The sequence below is a fragment of the Flavobacterium sp. EDS genome (genome assembly GCF_020991525.1).
GTDB lineage: Bacteria > Bacteroidota > Bacteroidia > Flavobacteriales > Flavobacteriaceae > Flavobacterium.
In genome coordinates, this window is the sequence record NZ_JAJMOZ010000009.1 from 1 (window position 1) to 24,143 (window position 24,143).

Below are 24,143 nucleotides of genomic sequence, written 5' to 3' on the forward strand. Positions count from 1 at the left end.
AAATACCGCAAAGTACACCAAGAATAAAAACACAAAGGTTCGCAAAGTTTAATTAATAGGCTTTGCGCTCTTTGCGGTAAAATTATGGTTGTTTTGTGTTTAAACAAAGCCTTTGTGTCTCTGCTACTTTGCGAGAACGAAAGATCTATCCTAAGCTAGTGGAGTTATAAAAAACAAGATCTCATTTAAATCTTTTTAAAAGACATATAATTATTTTTGCTTACCAAGGAATCAATTTAGTTAAATAAGCGTTTTTAGAGTTTTATATTGGGCTTATATTTGATGATTCTGGATTTGTTACGACATTAAAAATTATCTATTAAATTTATAATACTCTAAATCTTGGTGAGGAGTGCCGTTTAATGAGGCAATAATAGAATTCATAGCCATTACACTAAAAGTAATTCCATTTCCGCCAAAGCCTAAAACGTAATGTTCTTTTTTTTGAGAATCAGGTTTGCCAAAATAGGGCAGTGCATCCTGAGTTTCTCCAAAGGTACCAGCCCATGAATAATCAAGTTTAAATTTTATATCCGGAAAGCATTTTTTAAATTGCTTTAAAAGGTAGCTTTCTTTTCTTGGTAATAGTTTATCCCGTTTTTCGGGGTTGTGGAATTCTTCATCTCCGCCACCCATTATTATTCTATTATCGGATGTTGCTCGAAAATACAAATAGGGTTCTGATGTATTCCAATAAATAGCATTCTTAAATACTTCTGGGACTTTTGTAAAACTCTCTGAAGCCAATGCATATGTACTTTTTAAATCTACTACTTTTTCAGTAAGTGTTTGGGTACTTTCATAACCACTACAATGAATACTATTTTCGGTTGTAATTGTGAACTTATCTTCTGTTATGGCAAGTGTTTTTCCGTTTTGCTGTTTAAATGCTATGATATTTGTGCGGTCATATATTTGCATTCCTTTTTGTGTGCAATATTTTAAAAGATCATAAGCCAGTTTATAGGGATCCATTACGGCTCCCGACTCAGATTCTATTGCTACAAAACCATTTATCCCTTGTTTTTTTAATTCAATTTCATCTAACCATTTTATTTTAAAACCGTTTTCTTTACGCGCTTTAAATTCTCTTTCTAAAAACGGAATATCTTTTTTTACAGAACAAAAATAAACGCTTTTTTTAAATTCAAATTGGCAATCACTTTTTATTGAATCTATTATTTTTTTGAGGTCAAAGATTGCTTTTTCACAATTCTTATAACTAGATACTGCACAATCAAAACCTCTTTTTTCTATTAGTTGATGCAAAGAAATATCAATTTCATATTGCAATAATGCAGTGCTTGCAGCTGTACTGCCATTACAGATATCACGTTTGTCTACAAGAGTTACTTTTTTCCCTTCGGTTATCAATTTATAGGCTATTAATGCTCCAGTAATTCCGCCGCCGATAATTAAAATTGGTGTGGTGATATCAGCATTCAAAGAGGGATAACTTGTATCCATAGCATTTTTGATTGGCCAAAAAGTTTCGGTTGAATGTAGTTTCATGATATTATCTTTTGATACTAATTATTATGACTGTTTTTAGAACTAATAATTTTATTTGAAGCCAAAGTAGAAATGTTTCCTATATTATTTTTTTACGTTGTCTTTTTCCTTCGGGGCTTCCTCTTTTTTATCTTTTTCTTTGGCTTTTTCTTTTTCCTTCTCTAATTTTTCATGTTCATCCTTAGCTTTTTTATCCGCTTCTTCTTTTTCCTTTTCCTTTTTTTTGAAATATCCTCTAAACAGGAAATTACTTTTGGCTGCTTCCATGTTTTGGCTAAATCCCTGCGTGCCACTTTCAAGATTGGTAATTGTTTTAGTTAATGTGTTTGCAAGCTTAGGATCGGTCATTAATCTTGATAATGCACCATCTCCATTATTCATATTATGAGTAAATACGGCAAGCTCCTCGGATATTATTCCTGCATTATCTACACTTTTCTTTACACTTTTCATAATGTCATCCATTTCGATGGCATCTATAGAGGCTATTTTTCCATCATCAGCAATAATTCTGTTAGATTTATTACCTGGAGAAATAGTTAGTACTTTGTCTCCCATTAATCCCTCAGAACCAATACTGGCTCTGGCGTCTGTTTTTATAAATTGTCTGACTTCATCTTTGATAATCAGTTTTACTACTACTGACGAATCATTTATTAATTGTATGTCTTCAACAGTACCTATATTAATTCCTGAGAAACGCACATTATTACCTACTTGTAAACCACTTACGGTTTTAAAAGTCGATGTTATATGGAATGTCGAACCAAATAAATTTTGTTGTTTTCCAATAAAATAAATGGTTAGCATAAAAAGGATTAAACCTATTGTTACAAACATTCCTAGTTTCCATTTAAATCCAGATTCCTTATTCATAATTTCTTATTGTTAAATGTTTATATAAAAAATGATCTTACCCATTCATCTTCACTTTTTTCTAATTCTTCGTATTTTCCTTCGGCATGTATTACGCCATCTTTTAATATCATAACCCGATCGGCCGTTAATTTGGCACAAGACATATCGTGTGTGATGATTATAGATGTTGTTTTGCGTTTCTTTTTGATATCTAATATTAGTTCGCTTATTTCTTTTGATGTAATTGTGTCTAGTCCGGTAGTAGGTTCATCATATAAAATAATTTCTGGTTTTAGAATTAATGTACGGGCAAGACCAATTCGTTTTCGCATACCGCCAGATAATTCTGAGGGCATCTTATCTACAGCATCTTCCAAACCCACACTATCAAGGACATCCATAACTTGGGATTCAATTTCCTGAGCTGTTAATTCTTTAGAATGTCGCTTTAATGTGAATTCTAAATTTTCTCTTACCGACATTGAATCATATAAAGCGCCACTTTGAAAAAGAAACCCAATTTTGATTCTTATTTTATTTAGTTCACTTCTTTTTAATCCAATTATTTCCTCTCCTAAAACACTTATATTTCCTTTATCTGGAATTACCAATCCTACAATACATTTTATTGTAATAGATTTTCCTTCGCCAGATCTTCCTAAAATTACTAAGTCTTCCCCTTTGTTTACAGTGAGATTTACCCCTTTTAAAACATCATTATCGCCAAAAGACTTATGCAAGTCTTTAATCTCGATTACGGGAGTTCGTTTATTAGGAGTAGTTTTTTTTGCTATATTTTCTTGTTCGGTTTTCATACTAAAAGAATAAATCTGTGATTTGTACTGCGAGCATATCTAAAATAAAAATGGTTAATGAGGCGGTTACTACAGCCGAATTTGCTGCTTTACCAACGCTCTCGGTACCATTTGAAGCATTAAAACCTTTATAACAGCCTATCATTCCTATAAAAAAACCAAAGAAAAAAGTTTTGATAGTAGCAGGAATGATATCTATAAAGTCTAATGATTCAAAAACTTGTGAGATGTATCGGTATGCATTTACATCACTATGAATTGTTATTCCGACATAACCACCTAATATTCCGATTGCATCTGCAAAAATCACTAAAATCGGAACCATTAGCGTTGTCGCCAAAATGCGTGTAACTACTAAATATTTAAAGGGATTTATGGCAGCAACTTCCATCGCATCTATTTGTTCTGTTACTTTCATAGAACCTAGTTCGGCTCCAATTCCTGATGAAATTTTCCCAGCACAAATCAATGCTGTAATTACGGGAGCAATTTCTCGAATTAATGATAAAGCAACCATACCAGGCAACCATGATTCTGCTCCAAAAGTAGCCAATGTAGGTCTTGTTTGTAATGTGAGTACTAATCCCATTATAAAGCCTGTAACAGCCACCAACGGCAACGATTTATATCCCATGAGATAACATTGCCTAAAGAATTCTTTGGTTTCGTAAGGAGGTATAAATACTTCCTTGAAGAACCTTTTAGTAAAAAGTGTTACATCACCTATATCTGTAAATGTATTTTTAAAGTATAAAGTTGGCATAATATATTTTTAATGGTGAAAATTATTTTATATTCTTCCTGAGTATAAAAAATGTAAAAAAATCTTGTGTTTATACTAAAGTATGCCCTTCTTAGAGATTCCTATAATTGAAGATTGGCTGCCTTTAAAAATCAAATTATTTTAGTTTGTATTTTAAATAATTGATTTGTGTGAGTTATGCTTAAAAGCATATTGATAAAGGTCAGTATTTTATATACGGTTTGCTTTATATAACTTTAAAAAATAGTTATATAATTAACATAATGCGAATATAATTGTTTGTAAAAACAGAATTAGAGTGTGCTAAATGCAAAATATGTTGACTTAGCTAAAAGTAGAATAGTAAAGAATTGTGATTTATAGAACGAGATAATTTCGTAATTTAAATCATATTAGGTGTTTAGGGAATGCTTTTTTAGGTTTAAAGCAATAGTCTAAATCCAAAAACAGGAAGCTCTCCTTGCATGAAATCTAAATCTTCGGATCTTTTAAAACCTAATCTTTCATACATTTTCCATGCAGTTTGCATTGCCATAGTCGAATGGATAATCAACTGTTGCTGTTTTTTTTCTTTTGCTTTTTCAATACAATCCTTTATTAAGAGCTTGCCAATGCCTTGTTCTCTGTTCATCGGATTTACAGCTAGTAATCTAAAACCCGAAGTGTTTTTTTCTTTGGTTGCAATTCCTCCTGAACCATAATATTGCATATCGCCAAAATAAACTACGCCACCAACTATCTTATCATCAGAAGTAACTGCAACCAAAAGTTCTGTATCGGGATTGGTAGTTAAGTCACCAATGTTAGCAAGCATTTTGTAATAATTGGGCTGTTCCGATTCTTTTGGAAAACCTTCTAATTGCGAATAAACCAGAACCATTAATTTTCCGATTTCCTCAAATTCATTTGCTTTAGCATTTCGGATGGTATGTTCTTGGTTGGTCATGATTTAATATGGTTTTGAATATTAGATAGGTAAATATATTAATTAACTATAATATCATGTTTAAAAAGCAATCCTTTGACTTCTTTTAAAGAAAAAATTGCTTTTTTTAGTTTTACTCTCGACGGGTCTAAGGTATAATTGTAACTGGTTTTAAAGTCGGTTTTGTTTGCAATTGCTTTATCAAATTCGGCGCGGTATAAGTCGCAATTATCAAAAACTACATTTGTGATATCGCTAGCCATAAAATCTACAGCTACCAAACTGCAATCGGTAAAGGAAGTTCCTTTTATTTTTAAGGTATAAAACTTCGAAAAATCTAAAACACAATTATTAAAATTTACTTCGAATATAAGTTTATCACACATGGCAAAATTTACATCTTTAATTTCGCAGTCATTAAAAGTAGCAGTTCTAAAAGCAACATAATTTATTTTGGCTTCGCTAAAAGTACAATTGTTAAATATACAATCGATAAAAGTAACGGCTAAGAAAGTACAGGCTGAGAAATTACAATTGCTAAAAGTACAGCATTCAAAATCCTTGAAATTCAGATCATCTCTGTTGTAAGTGATGTCTTTGTATTCTTTATCAAGGAAATAGTCTGTCATGTTTGTTGTGATGCAAAAAAGTAAATGGTTGTTGCAAATAAACAAAATTATTTAGTTGCGTATTCTAGATTTGAATTTAATTTTTTTGTGTTTTTTATTGAAATTAATCCTGTTGTAATTCTAAAATAACTTCCCATTCCTTACGTTTTATTTCAAATGATTTACTGGCATTGGCAGGACTTGTAGAGGGTAGGGTAATTAGTTTATAATCATCACTTACTGGAATGTATTTCTTGAAAAATGCAGCCGCTTTTTGTCCATTAAATAAGATGGTTTTAATATGGGAATGTTCTTTTAAGAATGCTTCAAAATCGTTTGTGATTTCATTTTTAATGGCGCTATCGAGACTTCCAACTCGGTCGCAATATTTTAAAACATCCCATAAAGCAATGTTGTTTTTTAAAAGAATTTCTTTTTTAGTTTCGTAATCATCCGTTACATCTTCTTTAAAAATGCTGAATACTAATTTCCAAAAGTTATTTTGTTTATGTCCATAGTATTGCCCTAATTCCAAAGATTTTATTCCAGGCATGGTTCCTAGAATTAAAATTGTGGCATTTGGTGACGCTATAGGTTCAAAGGAATAACTTTCCATTAGATTATTTGCTATTTTGAGAAATTACAATTAAAACTATTGCTATTAAGGCTAAGAAAAGACCAAGGTAATTCATCTTGGATTGTTTTTCTTTAAAGATTAAAATACCAATAAGACTTCCTAAAATGATGACTCCCATGTTCATTCCTGCAAAAACAGTCGATGGATTATCGGCAAACTCTTTATGTGCTTTTAGATAAAAGAGGATATTACCAAAATTAAGAATACCTACCAATCCGCCAAAAAGGATATTATTTGCAGTTAGTTTTACTTTCTTAAAAATGATTTCATAAATAACAACTGCAATCATTATAGTCAATGAGATTGCAAAAATAGCAAACAATGAAGTAGTGTAGGGAAGATCGGTATAGGTTGCAATTTGCTTAAAAAGAATATCGATTACTCCAAAACCTAACAATACAACTGCAGGATAAATCCATTTATTGGTTGTTTTATCAGTGGGTTTGTTTAGGATAAGCAATAAGGCAGGTAAGGCAATTAAAAGGGATATGATTTTAAGGATATTAAAATCTTCTTTAAATAATAACCAGGCGGCTAGAATAGGGATAAATAACGAAAGGCGCTGTGCAGCATCTGTTTTTACAATTCCCATATGTTTTATAGAAAGTGCCAAAAACAGAAATATAGAAGGCAATAAAATCCCAATTACAATATAAAGATTCCAAGGAGCAGCAACTGTAATTGCTGTAATATCTGGACTGAATGACAGGTAACAAAGTAATAGCGCAAAAATATAATTGTAAGCCACAATTTGTGTATTGCTGGTATTGTATTTTCGAGCTATTTTAAATAAAACACCAACACTCACACTGCATAAAATACTTAATATTAGAAATAACATATATTTTCGGGTTTATTTTCGACGAAATAATTCGCTCCCAAATTTACTTCTATTTTAATTAAAAAAGCCTTCAAAAATTGCTATTTTGAAGGCTTTGTATTTGGCTGAAAATCAGTTTTATTTAATGAAATCCATTTCAACATGATCGATTCCTGCATCTACAAAATAATTGTCGGTTACTTTAAAACCATTCTTTATATAAAATTGTTGAGCAACAACCTGAGCATGTAAGTATATTTTTTCTTCTGATTTTACATCATCTAAGATTTTAAGCAATAGCGCTTCTCCAATACCTTTTCCTCTATAGTTTTTTAATACTGCAATGCGCTCTATTTTGGTTCCTTTCTCTGTTTTTCTGTATCTGGCTGCACCAGCCGGTAACTCATTGTAAGTAGCTAAATAATGAACCGATTCGTTGTCATCCATCGATTCGCGTTCTACAGATACATGCTGTTCTTCTACAAAAACTTGTCTGCGAATAAAGAAAGCCAGATCTATTTGATCTTTGTCATTAACTAATTCTGTTTTGATTATATTGGGCAAAGTGTGATTTGATTTAGTCTCCATTTTATTGATTTTATACTGTCAAAAAATAATTTATATGCAAATATACGTAGTTGACTACATATATTCAAAATCAAAGATGAAATTTTAAGTTTTATTAATATTCAAAACCGATATCTTTTGATAAACGAATAAAAACAGAGAATAAACGAGGAATTTATTTTTTTGAATATTATAATTCTTTATTTTTGATTAGAACACTTTTGAATATGAATTATCAGAATTAGTCTGTAAAAAAGGATATAAATGAAAAAAGAAATTTTAGATAGAATTCAACAACTAGGAGGGAACATAAGTAAAGTAAAAGGATTGTCTTCGAATAACGATATTTTGTCTATTACTTTTGATACTGTTCTTTATAAAAGACCAATTGATACTCCATGGGAAAAAGCAGAGGATTCGGAGCCAATTTATGGAATTTCGGAGTTTATTAACGAAAATCAAGAACTATTTAAAAAAGACCCAAAAGCTTTTTATGATAAGATAATCGAAAAATATTATCGATTAACTATTGAAGGCTATGGGCAGATGTTTTGGGAAGGCCAGCCTTTTACCCCTTTTAAAGTAGGTACAGAAGACTATGAGGAATGGAATGATGAGTTTATAGATGAAGATATTGATCTAAGCGAAATAACTAAGGTAACGAATGATCCTGCTCCAGATTTTATTTACCTTTTTTCTAGTTATGGCTTTCCTGATAATTACTATATATGCTTATCAGATCCAAATCCAGAGAATCCTACATTATTTGGTACCGATCACGAAGTCTTTTTTAGAGAAGTTACCAATGAAGGAAATCTAGAAGATTTCTTAAATACTTTTATGACGAAAGAAGAACTTTTAGAAATAGTAAAAAAACGAATTGAAAGTTAAATAATCTCAATAGGTTTAGGCGATAAAAACGTGAGGTTTTTTTCGTGTCCGTTATGATAAGATGTTAGATAGTTTAAATCTGTGTATTAAAAACAACAACTTTGTTTGCGTACACGAAGATAATTTCTGTGCTATTTATTTTTTAGGATATTTTTCAGGACTTTGAGAAGTATGAAAAATTGCATTCAAAAATACAGTTTTTGATTGTTCATCAACAATAAAAAATGCTATATATGGAAATTTTTTAAAAGGTAAAAAGCTATAATTATTATCGTGAAATTGGTAAAAAGGGTTTCTTTGTATAGATTTAATAGTCTTTTTGTAATCATTAAGAAAATCTAATGCTACTTTTTTATTTGCTTTCAAAATATAATATTCAATTGCGTCTTCAATATTTTTGGAAGCTATAGGTGAAACAATAATCTTATAGCTCATACTTCTTTTTTAAATCAGTATAAAGTGATTCAGCGTCCGTGTAAAGATTTTTGTCTAAGTTTATTTGACTATCTAATATATCCTGTTGCTCAGAAGATAAGTTATAGGGTTTTGTATTTGCAATTTCGAATTTTATCTTTAATGCTTTCATAAAAGCTTTTACAGCTTCAATTTGAGAAGCATCCTCTGTGTATGCTGTGATGTTTATTACTTGCATGATATAAAATTTTAATAATGTTCATTGCTAACAAAGTTAAGACAAAATTATTTAATTAAGATTATAACAGAAAATAATAAGGGGAGGAGTTTTTATTATGACTTTACACATATTAAATTATTTTATGGACGCAAAGTGGTTCTTGAATAACTCTATATTCCATAAATACGCATCCAAAAGAAGTTCCTTCTATTCCTTCTATAACTAACCAACTTAATATCTCTCTATTTATAAGTTGATATAATTGATATTCAATATAATCAGGAGTATAATTTAATTTTTGATAATCAGGATGAGTTCGAATAAACTCTGAAAATCCCCATTGAGAAAATTGAATTTCATTGATTTCAATATCATAAGCATAAATCACTCCATTTTTTTGGGCTGTGCATCCAGCTCCGTGAAACCAATATTCAATTTCATTGATAGTACCTTTTCTTTCAAAAAAAGTTCTAGAAAATGAACATGGGTTTATGTCTTGTTTATATTTATTTTTTAGTAAAGCTTCAAAATCTCTTATGAAATTGATGTAGTCAGTTAAAATTGTTTCGATCATAATGTGGAGCAAATTTACTAATTACAATCCAATATAAATCATTTTATATGATGCTTAGAATTAATGGAGAAGTTTCTTTTTTTGCTTTTTAGTCGATATCAAAACTAACTGCTTTTTTATTGAAGTGGAAAGTCCTTTTGATTACAAGGGTTTTTCTTATATTTGCGGTTCTTAAACTACGACCTTAAGAACTAAATAAATTGCCCTTGTATTATGTGTGCGGTATCGGAAACGACTGTAAGCGCTGTCGTAGGCGTTAGAAACACTAACATGCAAGGGTTTTTATATTCTTAAATTACGACATTATGAGTACAAACACAAACCACCTTTCAGAAGAAGCCAAAACAAGGCTTATGAATTTTTTTAGCCATGTAATAGAACCAAAAGAGATGGCTAAAGTAATTAGGCAAGCAAACTATCTTCTTGCTATAAGTGCTATTAGAGAAAATCAAGATCTTCAGAACGAAATGATCAATTTTGAAAACAGCTTTTATTGGCTCAATGAATTAGCCGAAACTTTAAATCCTTATTTGAGTGTAGAATAAGTTTTAATTAGCATATTTTAAAAACCCTCGATTTTAAAAGTCGAGGGTTTTTGTTTATTTTTTATCATTTAGTGTTTTCAGAAGTAATCTATAATAATCGGGTATTGCTTTTTCAAGTAATGATTTTATTTCAATGAATTCTTTTATGCTATTATTTTTTTCAAGGAAAAAATCATTTCCGTAACTATCATTAATTATTTTTTTACAGGGTTCATAATCTAAATTTTTAAGATGATATGTTTTGACCTGTGATAAAATTGTTTCTAAGTTTTCTAATGAGAAATAATTATCTTCTTCATTTATTTTTGTAATTATGTTTTCAATATGATTGATTACAATATCTTTCATTTCATCTGAAAAAATAAATTCAGTAAAATTTAGAAAACCAAACGTATACTCTAATATATTATCAATATTTGTAACTAACTCATTTTGTAGATCAGTAAATTCTTTATTTTCATTTTTAAGTTGGTCAAAAAGGAAAATATAAAATGGCAACAAGAATGCATCATTGATCCAAAGTTGCCTGCCTCTAAATTTTAATTGACTTTCTGATGACATTTTACAGGATTTTTTTTTTTATTATTACTAGGATTTAGTAGTGTTTTTTGACTAAGCGTAAATAGAAATGCAAACTTTTTTCAGTACGAGACAGGTATATGAAGATTTCGTAGAGTTGGATTAAATATTCAGACCAGTAGGTAGTAGGGGGGTAAAATTATGATAATACGGATGATTATTCCATGAGAAGATATTCATCTCATCACTTACTAAAAATTCATTTAGTCTATAGTCTTCATCATGTACAAATATTGTTTCGATTTCATGATTTTCATAATTGAATGTATAATATGCATATTTAGAATTTATTCTTTTAAAGACATTTATATCTCCATAAAAATATTTTCTTTTTTCATCAATTTCATTCGTTATTAAATCTTTAATACAAGAAGCTAAAAGTTGCCCATTTTTATTATACACTTCTATACCTTTTCTTTCCAAAATACCGTTATAAAAAAACTGATATTCCCATTTTTCATCATTATTAGCATTGGTCTCTTTATTGTAATAAAAGAACCAACTTATTCCTATTGGGAGATATTGATTAATTATATTATCAAGATTTTCATCTGGTGACAAATAATATTCTCCACCACTATAGGATATCTCTCCTTTTCTCCCTTTAAACCAATATTTCTGAATTAATTTAAGTTCTCCATTTTCATAAGTTTCCTTATGATATTCTTTTGATTTATCAATTTGCTGTTGAGTAATCTCTTCAAAATCGGTGTTTGTATATTTAATCATTGCAGTAAGAATTATGAAGTTGATATTGTTTCATTAGTGAGATACTCGTGGTAGGGGAGGCTTAAAGTTGTTTTCTTTTGCTCTATTGAGAGATTTAAAAAATTTCGTTATCTTCCTAGGTCATAATTGATTTATAAATTAAAATTATTAATTCTGTTTAATTTTGATATTTCTTCCAAATAATTTCCATTAAAATTTTTCCTTTTGGACTTTGATAGAATGCTTTAATTTTTTTGATGTCTTTCGTATCAATTTTACCTTTATAAAATTCGCCTGTTTCAATTAAGAATTTAGCGTCAATTTTTAAATCTTTTGATTTTACGTGGAAATGAGGCGGATTATGGTCGTTAGGATAGATAATAATTTCGAGATGTTCAATCGTTTCTATTCGTTGTTTGTCCACTACATTTGGATTCTCTAGAAGAAATTCAATGAAAGAATCATCATAGCTTAAATAAGTACGAAGTGTTTGTGTTATTGCATTGAGTATAATTTCATTTGACATAATTTGATTTTAGACGTTTAGAAAATCATCTCTAATTCATAATTTATTCACTCATAAATGGCTACAATCTAATCAATTTAGACTGGCTTTATGTCACTAAATGTAAATATTTATTTAGCTAATATAGAGAAAATTTGTATAAATTATCATTTACTCGAGTAGGGAATCTAAATCGATGATGTCAAATATTATCTCTCTAAAAAATACCTTTTCGAGAAACTATTGATAGCTTTATTTTCTAAAAAAAAAAGCAAATTAATTTCCATTAAACACCATTTTCTAATATAAACAACCACGTATTTATACTTGTTTATTCTATATGGACACAAGATTTCTAGTCCTGTCTCGATAGCTAGCACAATAGCTCCTAAAGAAACTCTAAGAGCTTTCATTTGATTAAAAATTTTAAAAAAATATAACAGAAAGTATGTCATTTCGAGGAACGAGACCCGAGCGATAGCGAATAGACGAAGTAAATCTTGGAGAGTATCTCTACAAAGATTGACGATTTTCTATGCGGAGCTTCTAGTGGAGATTTCTCCTGTGTCGAAATGACAAAAAATGAGAATCCAACTTTCGTAGAGTTAGTTGGGAAGATTGTTTCGGCATTTCGTTATCGCTTGGGTTTCCGATTGTGCTCAGAACGGCAAAAAATGAGAATTTAATCTTTGTAGAGTTACTCGTGAAGATTTCTCGTTCCTCGAAATGACAAGATTGGGGAGAAACTTTGTGAATCTTTGCGCTTTTTCGCGAATCTCTGCGAAACTTTTAAATATAAAAAAAGGGCGATACTAAATAAAGTATCGCCCTTTAAGGCAAAATTTAATTTGCATTCTAAAAACAGATTTTAAAATGCGGGATTTAAAGATTGCGTACAGTTCCTGTTATCTATAAAAAGAAAGCTAGTTATTCTTTAATGACATCACCTTCTTTAATTTCTTCGCTGGCAATTTTTATCAGTTTATCATTGGTATTTAAATCGCTGTAGGTTTCGATTTTTAAAAGATTATATTTTTTTGTAAATGCAAGTTTTTAAATATTTGAATCATCTTCTTCATCAAAAGAGTTATTACTTTAATTTCTGAAAATTATTTAGTTTAATATAATCTAAACCCTTTCGTAATCGCCTTTCCAATCGTTGATTGATTTTTTTATAGAATTTCCAGAAAGATTTTCATTCAATGCTTTTTCGGTAAGTATAACCATTTCATTATCTGGACTAAATCGTAAAGCAAACAATTGTTCATCGGTTAATTGCTCTTCAAATTCTTCTAGTCTTTTACCTGTTATGACAAAATACCGATATCGAAGTTCTAATTTTACTATTCGGTTTTGTAATGTTAGTGCATAATGCTGACGTAGCATAAATGCTAATCCAAATAAAACTATAAAAATGAAACTAATAAATATCCAAATTAGTTTTTCTTCTGATGTAAACGAAAAGTAAATGCTAAATAGGAGCAAAATTAGTAGTACAGGATAATATACAAAATGATGGGGTGGGTAGTACTGAACATGATTCTTATAAGATTGAGTTTTCATAAGTATTAGTTTTTTTTAAAGGTAATCAAAACAGTAGTTTCCTAAGTGGTATTTATCAATACGTTAAGAGTTAAAAGTTTTGTTAAAAAAAACTAATCTATCATTTAATTAATTTGGGTATTGGTAAAGCAAGCTGAATTTGTGCTAAAGACTTATTGTTTTAAATTCCTATTTCCATTTATTCTTGAATGCTTCACTATCAAGAATAAGTTCATTAAGTCTTTTTATTCGGGTAATTTCTTGTTTGGCACTCATGACCCAATTTTTAGAAACTTTTTTATAAGACGGAGCTAGGGCCTGAAAGTAATCCCATGCTTTTTTATTGGCTTTAAAGATTTTCTCAAATTCTTCTGAAAAATGTACTTCGGGAATTTCGTGTGTATATATTCTGGATTTATCTTCTTTTCGTAATTTAAAACTAGCAATTCCTGCGGCTTGCATTAATCCTAGTTGGGTTAAATCTTCGACCTTTTTGATATTTATAGCACTCCAGATACTTGTTGCTTTTCTGGGTGTAAAACGTATAGAATAACTATCCTTGTCTATCGATCTGCGTACACCATCAATCCATCCAAAACAAAGTGCTTGATCTACAGATTGCGACCATGTCATACTCGGTTTATTGGTGTTTATTTTATAAAAACCTACTAGTAATTCGGTTTCGTGTAGGTGATTTTGTATTAGCCATTCTCTAAATTCAGATTGGTTTTCGAAAAATAATGGTATCATTTAATTTGTTTCTACTAGTTTTTTTATTTCTATCAAAATCGGATTCCATCCTTCTCCGTTATTTAATGCCTCGCAATATCTCCTTTGACCGTCTGCTACCTTAGAGTAATCGCCTTGCGAAACATTCAAAATTGTTTTCCCGCTATTTTCGGTCAATTCATAAGTTACATTCAGATAATTTTCTGGTATATCTGCTATTGTTGAATTTGGGTCGAAAGTAGAATAAATAAGTTTTTTATTAGGTTCGATGTTTACAATATGTCCTTTTACAAAAACTAAGTTTTGACCTTCGTAATTGGCTTGCCAAAGAAGTTCGCTTCCAATTTTCCAGTCGGATAAAGCTTCACAACCGAACATATAAACTTTTGTTTTCTCTGGATTTGTTAATGCATCCCATACTTTTAATGCGGGAGCATTTATCTCGATGCTGTTGTTAATCGTTAATTGATTCGACATGATTATTTTGTTTTAGCCTGTTGTCTGTGTAAAAAAATAACACATAGAAACATAAAATTTAAATTATAACCTAAGATGAGTTTCTAGAAACTTCTGGGTCATTTTATTTGAGCTATGTTGCTATGTGTTAAACTAAATTTCTATAACAGCTCACTATTTACTTTAAGTAAAATCTGTTATAAAATTATACTGCTTTTGCTGCTTCCAGAATTAGCTCTAATACTCCTTTTGGATGTGATGCTAATGATGCATGGCTTGCATCTAAATGAATTATTTTCTTCGGATTCATTCTGTTTGCCATTTCTATTTGAGTGGCAGGAGGAATCATATGATCGTTATTAGACACTTGATACCAACTTGGTTTAGTTTTCCATGCTGGTTCGCCAGATTCTGCTCCAAAGCAGCTGCCATGAATTGGTTTTTGTGCCAAAGCCATGGTTAAGGTTTCATTTTCATTGAGATCTTGACAGAAACTTTTGTGATATTCATCGTATTTAATCCATAAAAAACCTTTGCTATCTGGATATATGCTTGCTCCGCCCGCTGGTTGCTCTCTGCGTGCAAATATACCTCCCAGACTTTCACCTTTATCAGGTGCAAATGCTGCGATGTAAACTAAGCCTACTACTTTATCATGATGTCCTGCGCCACTTATTACCGAACCTCCATATGAATGACCTACTAATAGTACTTTACCATCTTGTGCATCGATTAAATCTTTTGTTCTCTGGATATCATCATCGAGAGATGTTAGTGGGTTTTGCACACTTCGAACTTTGTATCCTTCTTTATGTAAAGCAGGAATAATATGCTGCCAATGTGAGCCGTCGCCCCAAGCACCATGAACCAATACAATGTTTAAATCTTTTGTTGCCATGATAATAATTTTTTAAGTTATTTTTTTTTAAAGTACAGGTTTTATCTCATAGGGATTTCTTCGATAATCAGTTGTTTGATGTTTTTGGATAGTATTTTTTTGTTATAAAAGCAATGGGAAGTCCAATGCAAAAAACATGTATTAAAATGGATAATAATAAAGGGAAATCTAAATTTTTAGCTGGTAAAACGGGAAATACAATTGGAAGAACAATTAGGTTCATTACAATCCATACAAAAATGCCATATGCAAATCCTGAGATTATGGGTTTGGTTTTTAAAAACGGAATAAATGGATAAATTATAAAATAGAATAAAGCAAAGATAGTAGCAATTATAAAATGAAAAATCAATCCGTAAATTGCCATTTTTGGATCACCTGAGTAGGCATCTTGTTTAAAAACTCCACTTGCAATAGATTGTAAAATTTTAATTGCAGTAGTTTTTTGAAGTATAACTGCATAAATGAGAATAGGGGTAACAATATCCAATATACCAGCAACTAATCCTGATAATAAAACTGCTCCAACTTTTGATTTCATATAAATGATTGTTTTTAGCGCTTAAAAATACTGGATAAACTCACTGACTTGTTACAGCTCGGAAAATAGCATTTAATTGCTTTATATGTCTTTGCATATGAATAAGTGTGAAATTAATCCATTCGTAAATTGTAAATTTTCCAAATGATGGAATCTCAAAACTGAGACACGTTAAAGTTAAATCATAAGTTTCGGATATGTGTAATAAATCTTCTTCTATTTTTTGAAGAGATAAAGTTAGCGAATTCTTATTGTTTTTAAATATTCTGAAGTATTATAAATTCTATATGATTGTGTTTTTTATGTATTGTTGTAAGTAATTAAGTGTTTAGGACTTAATGGTTTTGCCACAGATTAAAAGGATTAGAAGGATTTTTATAAAATGGAGTATTTGCTCTATTGGTTTTATCGTAATCTTGTTTCTTTGAGAAGAACCGAAGAGTTGTATGGGGCTTCGACTCCGCTCAGCCTGACAAAAAGGAGAGAAGAAAGGATTAAGTTTTTTTACCATTAAGACATTAAGGGAAATTAAGTTTAATGCCAGAGATTAAAAGCATTAGAAGGATTTTTTATAAAATAGAGTATTTACTCTATTGGTTTTATAGTAATCTTGTTTCTCTGAGAGAAACCGAAGAGTTGTATGGGCTTCGACTCCGCTCAGCCTGACAAAATCCGCTCAGCCTGACAAATAAGGAGAGAAGAAAGGATTAAGTTTTTTTACCATTAAGACATTAAGGAAAATTAAGTTTAATGCTAGAGATTAATAGCATTAGAAGGGTTTTTATAAAATAGAGTATTTACTCTATTGGTTTTATCGTAATCTTGTTTCTCTGAGAGAAACCGAAGGGTTGTATGGGCTTCGACTCCGCTCAGCCTGACAAAAAGGATAGAAAAAAGGATTAAGTTTTTTTATCATTAAGACATTAAGGGAAATTAAGTTTAATGCCAGAGATTAATAGCATTAGAAGGGTTTTTATAAAATAGAGTATTTACTCTATTGGTTTTATCGTAATCTTGTTTCTTTGAGCGGAGCCGAAGAGTTGTATGGGCTTCGACTCCACTCAGCCTGACAAAAGGGAGAGTAGAAAGGATTAAGTTTTTTTACCATTAAGACATTAAGGAAAATTAAGTTTAATGCCAGAGATTAATAGCATTAGAAGGATTTTTTATCTTTTCACTCACATTTACTCACATTTTTTGTCACCCTGACGTAGGAAGGGTCTCCGCTAGTAGCTCGACATAGATTATGGAGTTTCTGGTGGAGATTCTTCGTTCCTCAGAAAGACAATATTATGAGAATTAGATTGTCAAAAACGTAGCGGTCTTTACAGTTAATTTTCCTTAATGGTTAAAAAAATCACTCGCTTTTTAAAATGTAATTTTTTATGATAAACAAGTCTTCAAAGCCAAGTTTGGTATAGATTCCTTTTCCCATTACAGATGCTTGCAATAAAGCATATTCGGCATTCAAATCTATAGCAAGATTGAGTGCATATTTCATTATTTCTTCGGCAAAACCTTTTCTTCTCATTTCTGGGATAACACCAACTCCATGGATTCCAATATTATTTTCGGTTTGGAATAACATAAAAGTACCGATTGGTTGGTTTTGGTATGTAACTAAATGAAATTGTACTTCATTGTAATTATGTACTAGAATTTCTTTACTAATTATATAACCAAATGCATTGGGATATAAGTCGGACCAGATTTTTGTATCTTCGTCATTCCATATACGTTTGAATTCTAGTGTGTTTTGTAGCTCAAATGGATTGTCTAGTCTTAATGCCATGGCTACTTGTTCTGTTTTTTTTACCAAACCTTTGGCTTCTAGTATTTCATTAGAACTTGTTCCGTAAATATCCCAATACGGAATTACCAAATTAGGGTTGGCTTGTAGTGTTTCAATTGCTTTATCGGCACTATGTTGATTAACATCCTGACTAAACCATAATTTATTTGGCCAACCTGAATTTTCTATTTTGCAATATTCGAAAGTATCATTTTTATGATTCGATTGAAAAGGAGTTCCTACTGTTTTCCATAAACTGGTAAGATTGTTAATGTTGTCTGTTATAAGATTTGTATTTTTTTCCATTTTCAATAAAGTTTAGAAGAATTTAAGTCAAAGATAAGTTTGGTATTTTATTTAAACCTTTACCTATGTTGATTTAGGTTTTCTGATCTAAACTTTTTCTTATTCGGCTTAATTGTGTTGGAGTAATTCCTAAATGTGATGCTATATGGAGTAGGGGGATTCTATGCGAAATATCTGGATGCTTTGCTAGTAAATCGAGGTATCTTTCGGTAGCATTTTCCATAACGAGCGAAATCTCTCTTTGTTCTTTTTCGATTACCCAATTTTTTTCGAGATAAGCAATATAATAGTTTTTTAAATCTTCATTTTGGTTAATTAACTCTCTGTATTTTTTGTAGTTAATAGCAATAAGAACACAATCTTCTAACGCTTCGATTGTAAAATTAGAAGGTGTTTGTTGTAATAATGAAACTGTTGACCCTGCCAAAAAGCCTTCTAAGAAAATGTTCTTGTTATAGATATTTCCTTCTTTATCGGTAATATAAGCTCTTAAAGCGCCTTTGCATATAAAGTAAATCTCTTTGGCAATTTGTCCATTCCGTAAAAGGATTTCGCCCTTTTCTAAAAGTTGAAATTCAGCAATGTTTTCTATTAATTTCCAAGAGGTTTCTGTAATAGGTGCATAGCTTTGGAGCTTTAATTTTAAATCGCTGCCATATTTATCTTTATTGATTGTCATTTTGTGGTTTTTTCGACTTATCAAAAGTAAGGAAATAAAATGGCTTGTGAGTAAATGGTACGTGGATGAGGCGGATTCGCTATCGCGAAAGCGCAGATTTGCGTGGATTTTTTTTATTGCTGGTTACTTAGATTGCGGAGTTTCTTGTGCGACTTCTCGTTCCTGGAAGTGACAAGTTTGGAGTGATCTTTGTCAAAGTTTTTTAACTTTGACAAAGATTTACGTATTCAAAGTCATTTGGATCTCTTTAGAAAGCTGCATGATGGCATATGTGATTAATAATTACGGAGTTTCTTGTGTAATTTTTCGTTCCTCGAAGTGACAAGTTTGTGAGGATATACTCTTTGTCTTTTTTAGCCCTGATGGAAACGGCATCCTTTTGTGGCGGTGTTCGCCATAAAAGATATAGTGAACAGCAGGTCCCGATAGCTATCGGGATAGCTCCTTATTCTGCTTAATTTTGGATAATAAAAAACGCTGCAAAACATAAGTCTTACAGCGCCTTCTCAAAAAATAAATAATTAACGGGTAACAGGTATTATTTCCATCCTCCACCGAGTGCTCTATATAATTCGGTATTGGCGGTTAATTGTTCGCGTTTGATGTTGGCTAGTTCCAACTCGCTTTGTAATATATTTGCTTGTGCTGTAATAACTTCCAGATAATCTGCCATTCCGTTTTTGAATAGCATATTTGAGTTGGTTGTTGCTTGCTGCAATGTTTTTACACGCTCTTTAAGAAAATATTGTTGACTTTCTAATTTTTCAATTTTAACCAAAGCATCTGATACTTCACTTACGGCAACGAGTACTGATTGTCTGAAGTTTAAGACTGCTTTTTCTCTCTCCGCTTTAGCAATATTGTACTGTGTTCTTATTCTTTTACTGTTTAACAAAGGTTGTGTCAATCCGCCAAGTGCAGTTCCGAATAAAGAAGCTGGGATATTAAACCAATTACTTGTTTCGAATGAATTTAATCCTCCGCTTGCTGTAATTTTAAGAGCTGGGTATAAGTTTGCTTTTGTAATTCCAACAGTAGCATTTGCTTTAACCAATGCTAATTCGGCACTTTTTACATCGGGTCTCTGTCTTACTAATGATGATGGAATTCCAGTTGTTAAATTTTGTTTTAATTCGATTGAATTCAGTGTAATTGTTCTTTCTTTTGAGCTAGGGAATGAACCTGTTAATACGCTTAATGCGTTTTCCTGAATGGCGATATTTTGCTCCAATAAAGGGATCAATTGTGCGGCAATTAGTTTTTGTGCCTCTGATTGCTGAATTGCTAATGATGTTACCTGACCTGCATCGTATTTTAATTTGATGATGAAAGTGGTACTATCATTTAATTTCAGGTTTTTTTTGGCAATTTCTAATTGTGAATCTAGCATCAAAAGATTGTAATATCCTTTGGAAACATTAGAAACTATAGTCGTTTGCAATGCTTTTTTTACTTCTTCTGATTGAAGATATCCTGCATAAGCTTCTTTTTTCTGACTGCGAATTTTGCCCCAAATATCTGCTTCCCATGATAGTCCTATTCCAGCGGAATAATCTTCGATATGACTTTTATTTAAAGATTGATTCAGATTATGTCCATTGAAACTATTCTTAGATGGATTATTGATGCTCCCGTTTATAAAAGCATTTACTTCGGGGATATTTCCCCATTTTGTCTGCGTTAATTGATATTGTGCAATTTCAATATTTTTAGTTGCGATTTGCAAATCATTATTTTTTGTAATTGCACTGTCTATCAGTTTTACGATGTCTTTCTCTGTAAAGAACGTTTTCCATTCCATAGTAGCAGTACTTGTAGTATCGCTTGAAGCGGATGCACCCCTGAAATTATCAGGAAATGCATCTTTTGGAACTTCAATATCCTTTGAAACTTTACAGGATATGAATGTTGTGATGAGTAACAATACCACAACAGTTTTTGTTATATAATTTTTCATTTTATATGGTATCATTAATTTTTTTGACATTTATCTTCTGGTGCTTCAAGTACTTTTGAAACTTTCCAGGATATTAATGTAAAGACAACAAATACTGTTATCAGAACTGATGTTATATAATTTTCCATTTTTTATTTTTCTTCGTTATGTATTACGGCTAATGATTTTCCAGAAACCTTTTCTTGTAAATGTTGGAATACGATAAACAGAACCGGTATGATTAATACCCCAAGAATTACTCCTGAAACCATTCCGCCTGCGGCACCAATACTGATAGAGTGGTTTCCTTTTGCAGATGGACCTGTAGCGCTCATCATCGGTATTATTCCTACGACAAATGCTAATGATGTCATGATAATTGGTCGTAGTCTTAGTTTAGCGGCTTCTATCGATGATGCCACTAACGATTTTCCTGCTTTTCTTCGTTGTGAAGCAAATTCGACAATAAGAATGGCATTCTTGGCGAGTAATCCTATAAGCATGACCAAAGCTACTTGTACGTAAATGTTATTTTCTATACCTGCTAATCCAATGGCTATAAATACTCCAAATACTCCAACCGGTATTGATAAAATTACTGCCAAAGGCAAGATGTAACTTTCGTATTGTGCAGCAAGTAGGAAGTATATGAATATAAGACAAAGTAAGAAAATCGTTGTTGATTGTCCTCCTGAAGATATTTCTTCACGTGTTTGTCCTGAAAATTCATAGCTATAACCTGTTGGCAATTGTTGTGCAGCAACTTCTTCAATTGCTTTAATGGCATCTCCTGAACTAAATCCTGGCTTTGGAATGGCATTAATTGAAATGGAGTTGAACAAGTTATATCTCGAAGCAGTTTCAGATCCATAAATACGAGTCAGTTTTACCAAAGTATTGATTGGAACCATTCCGCCATTTTTGTTTTTTACAAATACATTATTAATTGATGATGGTTCAGCTCTATCTGCAATATCTGCTTGTACAACAACTCTATAATATTTACCAAATCGGTTAAAATCGGATGCTTGTGCACTACCAAAGTAGGCTTGCATTGTTTGTAGAATGTCTTTTACATTAACGCCTAACTGATCTGCTTTTTCATCATCGATATCCAATTGTAATTGTGGATAATCGGCTTTAAAGGTGGTAAATGCTACAGCAATTTCTGGTCGTTTCATCAATTCACCGATAAAGGCTTGTGAGATTCCGCTAAATTTATCTAGCTTACCTCCAGTTTTATCTTGAAGTACTAAATCTAACGCTTCTACATTACTGAAACCTGGGACAGTTGGGAAGCTAAATACGAAGAAACTACCTCCAGAAATTGTACCTAGTTTTGCTTGAACATCGGCCATAATTTGATCGATATTTTTAACTGCTCCACGTTCTTCATTTGGTTTTAGTAATACGAAAATTACTGCAGATGATGGACTTGTTGAATTTGTTAATAGGTTAAATCCTGAAATCGCAGTTACAAATCTTGATGGATCTAAACCTCTTAATGTGTTTTCTGCCTCAGTCATTACTTTTTGAGTTCCATCTAATGATGTTCCTGATGGTGTATTAACTGCAATTGCAATAAATCCTTGATCTTCTGTTGGTATAAATCCTGCAGGAGTAGTTTTTACCATTAAGATAGTTGCTGCTGTTATTACAGCTAATCCTCCTAAACTAACCCATTTATTACGGATTAAGAATCTTAAACTTCCAACATAACGGTTGGTTAATGAGTTGAAGCTTTTATTGAATCCTATAAAGAATTTTTCTTTAAACCCTTTTTTAGCTTCAGGATCAGTTGCATGCGTTGCATGATTATTTTTTAAGAATAAAGCAGCAAGTGCAGGACTTAAAGTTAATGCATTAACTGCCGAAATTAGAATTGCAATTGCTAATGTAAAGGCAAACTGGCGATAGAAAACTCCTGTAGAACCTTCCATAAAACCTACTGGCAAGAATACCGCAGCCATTACCAAGGTAATAGAGATAATTGCTCCTGTAATTTCGTGCATTGCTTCATTTGTAGCTGCTTTAGCCGATAAATTCTTGTGTTTCATTTTAGCATGCACTGCTTCGACGACGACAATTGCATCATCGACGACAATACCAATTGCAAGAATCAAGGCAAATAATGTTAGCAGATTTATCGAAAACCCAAATAGCTGCATGAAGAAAAACGTACCCAAAATTGCAACTGGAACTGCAATTGCAGGAATTAATGTTGATCTAAAATCTTGAAGGAATATAAATACTACAATAAATACTAATATAAACGCTTCTACCAAAGTGTGTTTTACCTGATCGATAGATTGGTCTAATGAAACTTTTGTGCTATAGAATACATTTTGTTTTATTCCTGCAGGGAAGCTTTTAGCCGATTTTTCCATCAGCTTGTTAATTGCTACCTGAATATCATTTGAGTTCGATCCTGCTAATTGTATGATACCTATTACAACCCCTTTTTTACCATTTAAACGAGTTAAACTATTGTATGAATAAGCTCCAAGTTCCACTCTTGCAACGTCTTTTACACGAAGTATTGAACCATCGGCATTAGCGCGTATAGCTATTTTTTCATATTCTTCAGGTTTTGTTAATTTACCTTTATACTTGATAACGTATTCAAAAACTTCTTTACTGCGTTCTCCAAATTTACCTGGAGCTGCTTCTAAGCTTTTATCTTGTATCGCTTTCATTACTTCGTTTGGCGTAACCTGATAGGTTGCCATTTGTGTTGGATTTAGCCATACACGCATCGAGTAATCTCTTACTCCACCAAATATGCTCGCTGAACCTACTCCAGGAATACGTTTTATTTCAGGAATAATATTGATTTGAGCATAATTGGCAATAAATGTCTGATCATATTTAGCTTCGTCTTCGGTATATAAACCTATACCCATGATAAAGCTATTTTGTTGTTTTGCAGTTGTTACTCCTTGCTGCACTACCTCTGATGGCAATTGACTTGTTGCTTGTGAAACTCTGTTTTGAACGTTAACTGCAGCCTGATCTGCATCTGTACCCAATTTAAAGAAAATAGTAATGGCTAGCGTACCATCATTACTAGCTGTTGAGCTCATATAGGTCATGTTCTCAACACCATTTATAGACTCTTCTAGTGATGGTGCTACCGAACGTAAGACAGTTTCGGCACTTGCTCCCGGATATACTGCTGTTACCAAAACCGATGGAGGTGCAATATCGGGAAACTGTTGTAAGGGTAGTTTTGTAAGTCCAAGTACACCCAATATCACCAATAAAATGGAGATAACAGTTGCCAGTACAGGTCTTTGTATGAATATTTTGAACATTTTCGTTAA

General features: G+C 31.6%; 26 protein-coding genes. 2 read left to right on the forward strand and 24 right to left on the reverse strand.

Features of this window, described 5'->3' with window-relative positions; all coding sequences use genetic code 11:
• Window positions 1-312: 312 nt before the first annotated feature.
• From LPB87_RS13580 to LPB87_RS13620, 9 genes are all read right to left on the reverse strand, one after another.
• Window positions 313-1,512 (reverse strand): FAD-dependent oxidoreductase, encoded by a 1,200-nt coding sequence (locus tag LPB87_RS13580; protein ID WP_230728236.1) that lies wholly within the window; start codon window positions 1,510-1,512, stop codon window positions 313-315.
• A gap of 84 nt (window positions 1,513-1,596) precedes the next feature.
• The gene (locus LPB87_RS13585; RefSeq protein ID WP_230728237.1) at window positions 1,597-2,388 is read right to left on the reverse strand and encodes an MlaD family protein; all 792 of its coding nucleotides are present in this window, start codon (window positions 2,386-2,388) and stop codon (window positions 1,597-1,599) included.
• Between the two features lie 20 nt (window positions 2,389-2,408).
• On the reverse strand, window positions 2,409-3,185 hold the full coding sequence (locus LPB87_RS13590) for an ATP-binding cassette domain-containing protein (protein ID WP_230728238.1): 777 nt from the start codon (window positions 3,183-3,185) through the stop codon (window positions 2,409-2,411).
• A gap of 1 nt (window position 3,186) precedes the next feature.
• Entirely contained in the window at window positions 3,187-3,948 is a 762-nt protein-coding gene (locus LPB87_RS13595) for an ABC transporter permease (protein WP_129538799.1), read from the reverse strand.
• 421 nt (window positions 3,949-4,369) lie between these two features.
• The gene (locus LPB87_RS13600) at window positions 4,370-4,894 is read right to left on the reverse strand and encodes a GNAT family N-acetyltransferase (protein WP_230728239.1); all 525 of its coding nucleotides are present in this window, start codon (window positions 4,892-4,894) and stop codon (window positions 4,370-4,372) included.
• A 38-nt stretch (window positions 4,895-4,932) separates the two neighbouring features.
• Entirely contained in the window at window positions 4,933-5,502 is a 570-nt protein-coding gene (locus LPB87_RS13605) for a pentapeptide repeat-containing protein (RefSeq protein WP_230728240.1), read from the reverse strand.
• Window positions 5,503-5,605: 103 nt separating this feature from the next.
• Window positions 5,606-6,097: a DNA-deoxyinosine glycosylase gene (locus LPB87_RS13610; RefSeq protein WP_230728241.1), complete on the reverse strand. Its 492-nt coding sequence runs from the start codon at window positions 6,095-6,097 to the stop codon at window positions 5,606-5,608.
• 4 nt (window positions 6,098-6,101) lie between these two features.
• The gene (locus LPB87_RS13615; protein WP_230728242.1) at window positions 6,102-6,959 is read right to left on the reverse strand and encodes an EamA/RhaT family transporter; all 858 of its coding nucleotides are present in this window, start codon (window positions 6,957-6,959) and stop codon (window positions 6,102-6,104) included.
• 117 nt (window positions 6,960-7,076) lie between these two features.
• Window positions 7,077-7,526, reverse strand: coding sequence for a GNAT family N-acetyltransferase (locus tag LPB87_RS13620; protein ID WP_129538794.1), 450 nt, complete (start codon window positions 7,524-7,526; stop codon window positions 7,077-7,079).
• A gap of 243 nt (window positions 7,527-7,769) precedes the next feature.
• Here LPB87_RS13620 and LPB87_RS13625 point away from each other — a divergent pair, with 243 nt between their 5' ends.
• Window positions 7,770-8,396, forward strand: a complete 627-nt coding sequence (locus tag LPB87_RS13625) for a hypothetical protein (protein ID WP_230728243.1) — start codon at window positions 7,770-7,772, stop codon at window positions 8,394-8,396.
• A gap of 135 nt (window positions 8,397-8,531) precedes the next feature.
• Here LPB87_RS13625 and LPB87_RS13630 read toward each other — a convergent pair whose 3' ends face one another.
• The 3 genes from LPB87_RS13630 to LPB87_RS13640 form a co-directional block, all read right to left on the reverse strand.
• Window positions 8,532-8,831 carry a type II toxin-antitoxin system RelE/ParE family toxin gene (locus LPB87_RS13630; protein ID WP_129538792.1) on the reverse strand — a complete coding sequence of 100 codons (300 nt, stop codon included), beginning with the start codon at window positions 8,829-8,831 and terminating at the stop codon, window positions 8,532-8,534.
• Window positions 8,821-9,048: a DUF2683 family protein gene (locus LPB87_RS13635; protein ID WP_129538791.1), complete on the reverse strand. Its 228-nt coding sequence runs from the start codon at window positions 9,046-9,048 to the stop codon at window positions 8,821-8,823. Before LPB87_RS13635 ends, LPB87_RS13630 begins: the two co-directional genes overlap by 11 nt.
• A 112-nt stretch (window positions 9,049-9,160) precedes the next feature.
• Complete coding sequence (locus LPB87_RS13640) at window positions 9,161-9,604, reverse strand: hypothetical protein (protein WP_230728244.1); 444 nt, start codon at window positions 9,602-9,604, stop codon at window positions 9,161-9,163.
• Between the two features lie 305 nt (window positions 9,605-9,909).
• Here LPB87_RS13640 and LPB87_RS13645 point away from each other — a divergent pair, with 305 nt between their 5' ends.
• Window positions 9,910-10,149: a hypothetical protein gene (locus LPB87_RS13645; RefSeq protein WP_230728245.1), complete on the forward strand. Its 240-nt coding sequence runs from the start codon at window positions 9,910-9,912 to the stop codon at window positions 10,147-10,149.
• A 54-nt stretch (window positions 10,150-10,203) separates the two neighbouring features.
• Here the strand turns inward: LPB87_RS13645 and LPB87_RS13650 are convergent, their stop codons facing one another.
• The 12 genes from LPB87_RS13650 to LPB87_RS13705 all read right to left on the reverse strand — a co-directional run bounded on the left by LPB87_RS13650 (window position 10,204) and on the right by LPB87_RS13705 (window position 24,134).
• Window positions 10,204-10,710, reverse strand: a complete 507-nt coding sequence (locus tag LPB87_RS13650; RefSeq protein WP_129538788.1) for a hypothetical protein — start codon at window positions 10,708-10,710, stop codon at window positions 10,204-10,206.
• 120 nt (window positions 10,711-10,830) lie between these two features.
• The gene (locus tag LPB87_RS13655; protein WP_230728246.1) at window positions 10,831-11,457 is read right to left on the reverse strand and encodes a hypothetical protein; all 627 of its coding nucleotides are present in this window, start codon (window positions 11,455-11,457) and stop codon (window positions 10,831-10,833) included.
• 157 nt (window positions 11,458-11,614) lie between these two features.
• The gene (locus LPB87_RS13660) at window positions 11,615-11,962 is read right to left on the reverse strand and encodes a DUF4160 domain-containing protein (RefSeq protein WP_230728247.1); all 348 of its coding nucleotides are present in this window, start codon (window positions 11,960-11,962) and stop codon (window positions 11,615-11,617) included.
• 1,107 nt (window positions 11,963-13,069) lie between these two features.
• Window positions 13,070-13,504 (reverse strand): DUF6526 family protein, encoded by a 435-nt coding sequence (locus LPB87_RS13665; protein ID WP_129538785.1) that lies wholly within the window; start codon window positions 13,502-13,504, stop codon window positions 13,070-13,072.
• A gap of 168 nt (window positions 13,505-13,672) precedes the next feature.
• Window positions 13,673-14,233, reverse strand: coding sequence for a YdeI/OmpD-associated family protein (locus LPB87_RS13670; protein WP_230728248.1), 561 nt, complete (start codon window positions 14,231-14,233; stop codon window positions 13,673-13,675).
• Entirely contained in the window at window positions 14,234-14,689 is a 456-nt protein-coding gene (locus LPB87_RS13675; protein WP_230728249.1) for an SRPBCC domain-containing protein, read from the reverse strand.
• A gap of 184 nt (window positions 14,690-14,873) precedes the next feature.
• Entirely contained in the window at window positions 14,874-15,566 is a 693-nt protein-coding gene (locus LPB87_RS13680; protein ID WP_129538782.1) for an alpha/beta hydrolase, read from the reverse strand.
• Between the two features lie 67 nt (window positions 15,567-15,633).
• The gene (locus LPB87_RS13685; protein ID WP_230728250.1) at window positions 15,634-16,107 is read right to left on the reverse strand and encodes a DUF1440 domain-containing protein; all 474 of its coding nucleotides are present in this window, start codon (window positions 16,105-16,107) and stop codon (window positions 15,634-15,636) included.
• 1,357 nt (window positions 16,108-17,464) lie between these two features.
• Entirely contained in the window at window positions 17,465-18,205 is a 741-nt protein-coding gene (locus LPB87_RS13690) for a GNAT family N-acetyltransferase (RefSeq protein WP_230728251.1), read from the reverse strand.
• A gap of 73 nt (window positions 18,206-18,278) precedes the next feature.
• A complete protein-coding gene (locus tag LPB87_RS13695) occupies window positions 18,279-18,884 on the reverse strand; it encodes a Crp/Fnr family transcriptional regulator (RefSeq protein WP_230728252.1) in 606 nt (201 codons plus the stop codon).
• A 538-nt stretch (window positions 18,885-19,422) separates the two neighbouring features.
• On the reverse strand, window positions 19,423-20,841 hold the full coding sequence (locus LPB87_RS13700; RefSeq protein WP_230728253.1) for a TolC family protein: 1,419 nt from the start codon (window positions 20,839-20,841) through the stop codon (window positions 19,423-19,425).
• Window positions 20,842-20,972: 131 nt separating this feature from the next.
• Window positions 20,973-24,134, reverse strand: coding sequence for an efflux RND transporter permease subunit (locus LPB87_RS13705; protein ID WP_230728254.1), 3,162 nt, complete (start codon window positions 24,132-24,134; stop codon window positions 20,973-20,975).
• Window positions 24,135-24,143 lie beyond the last annotated feature (9 nt).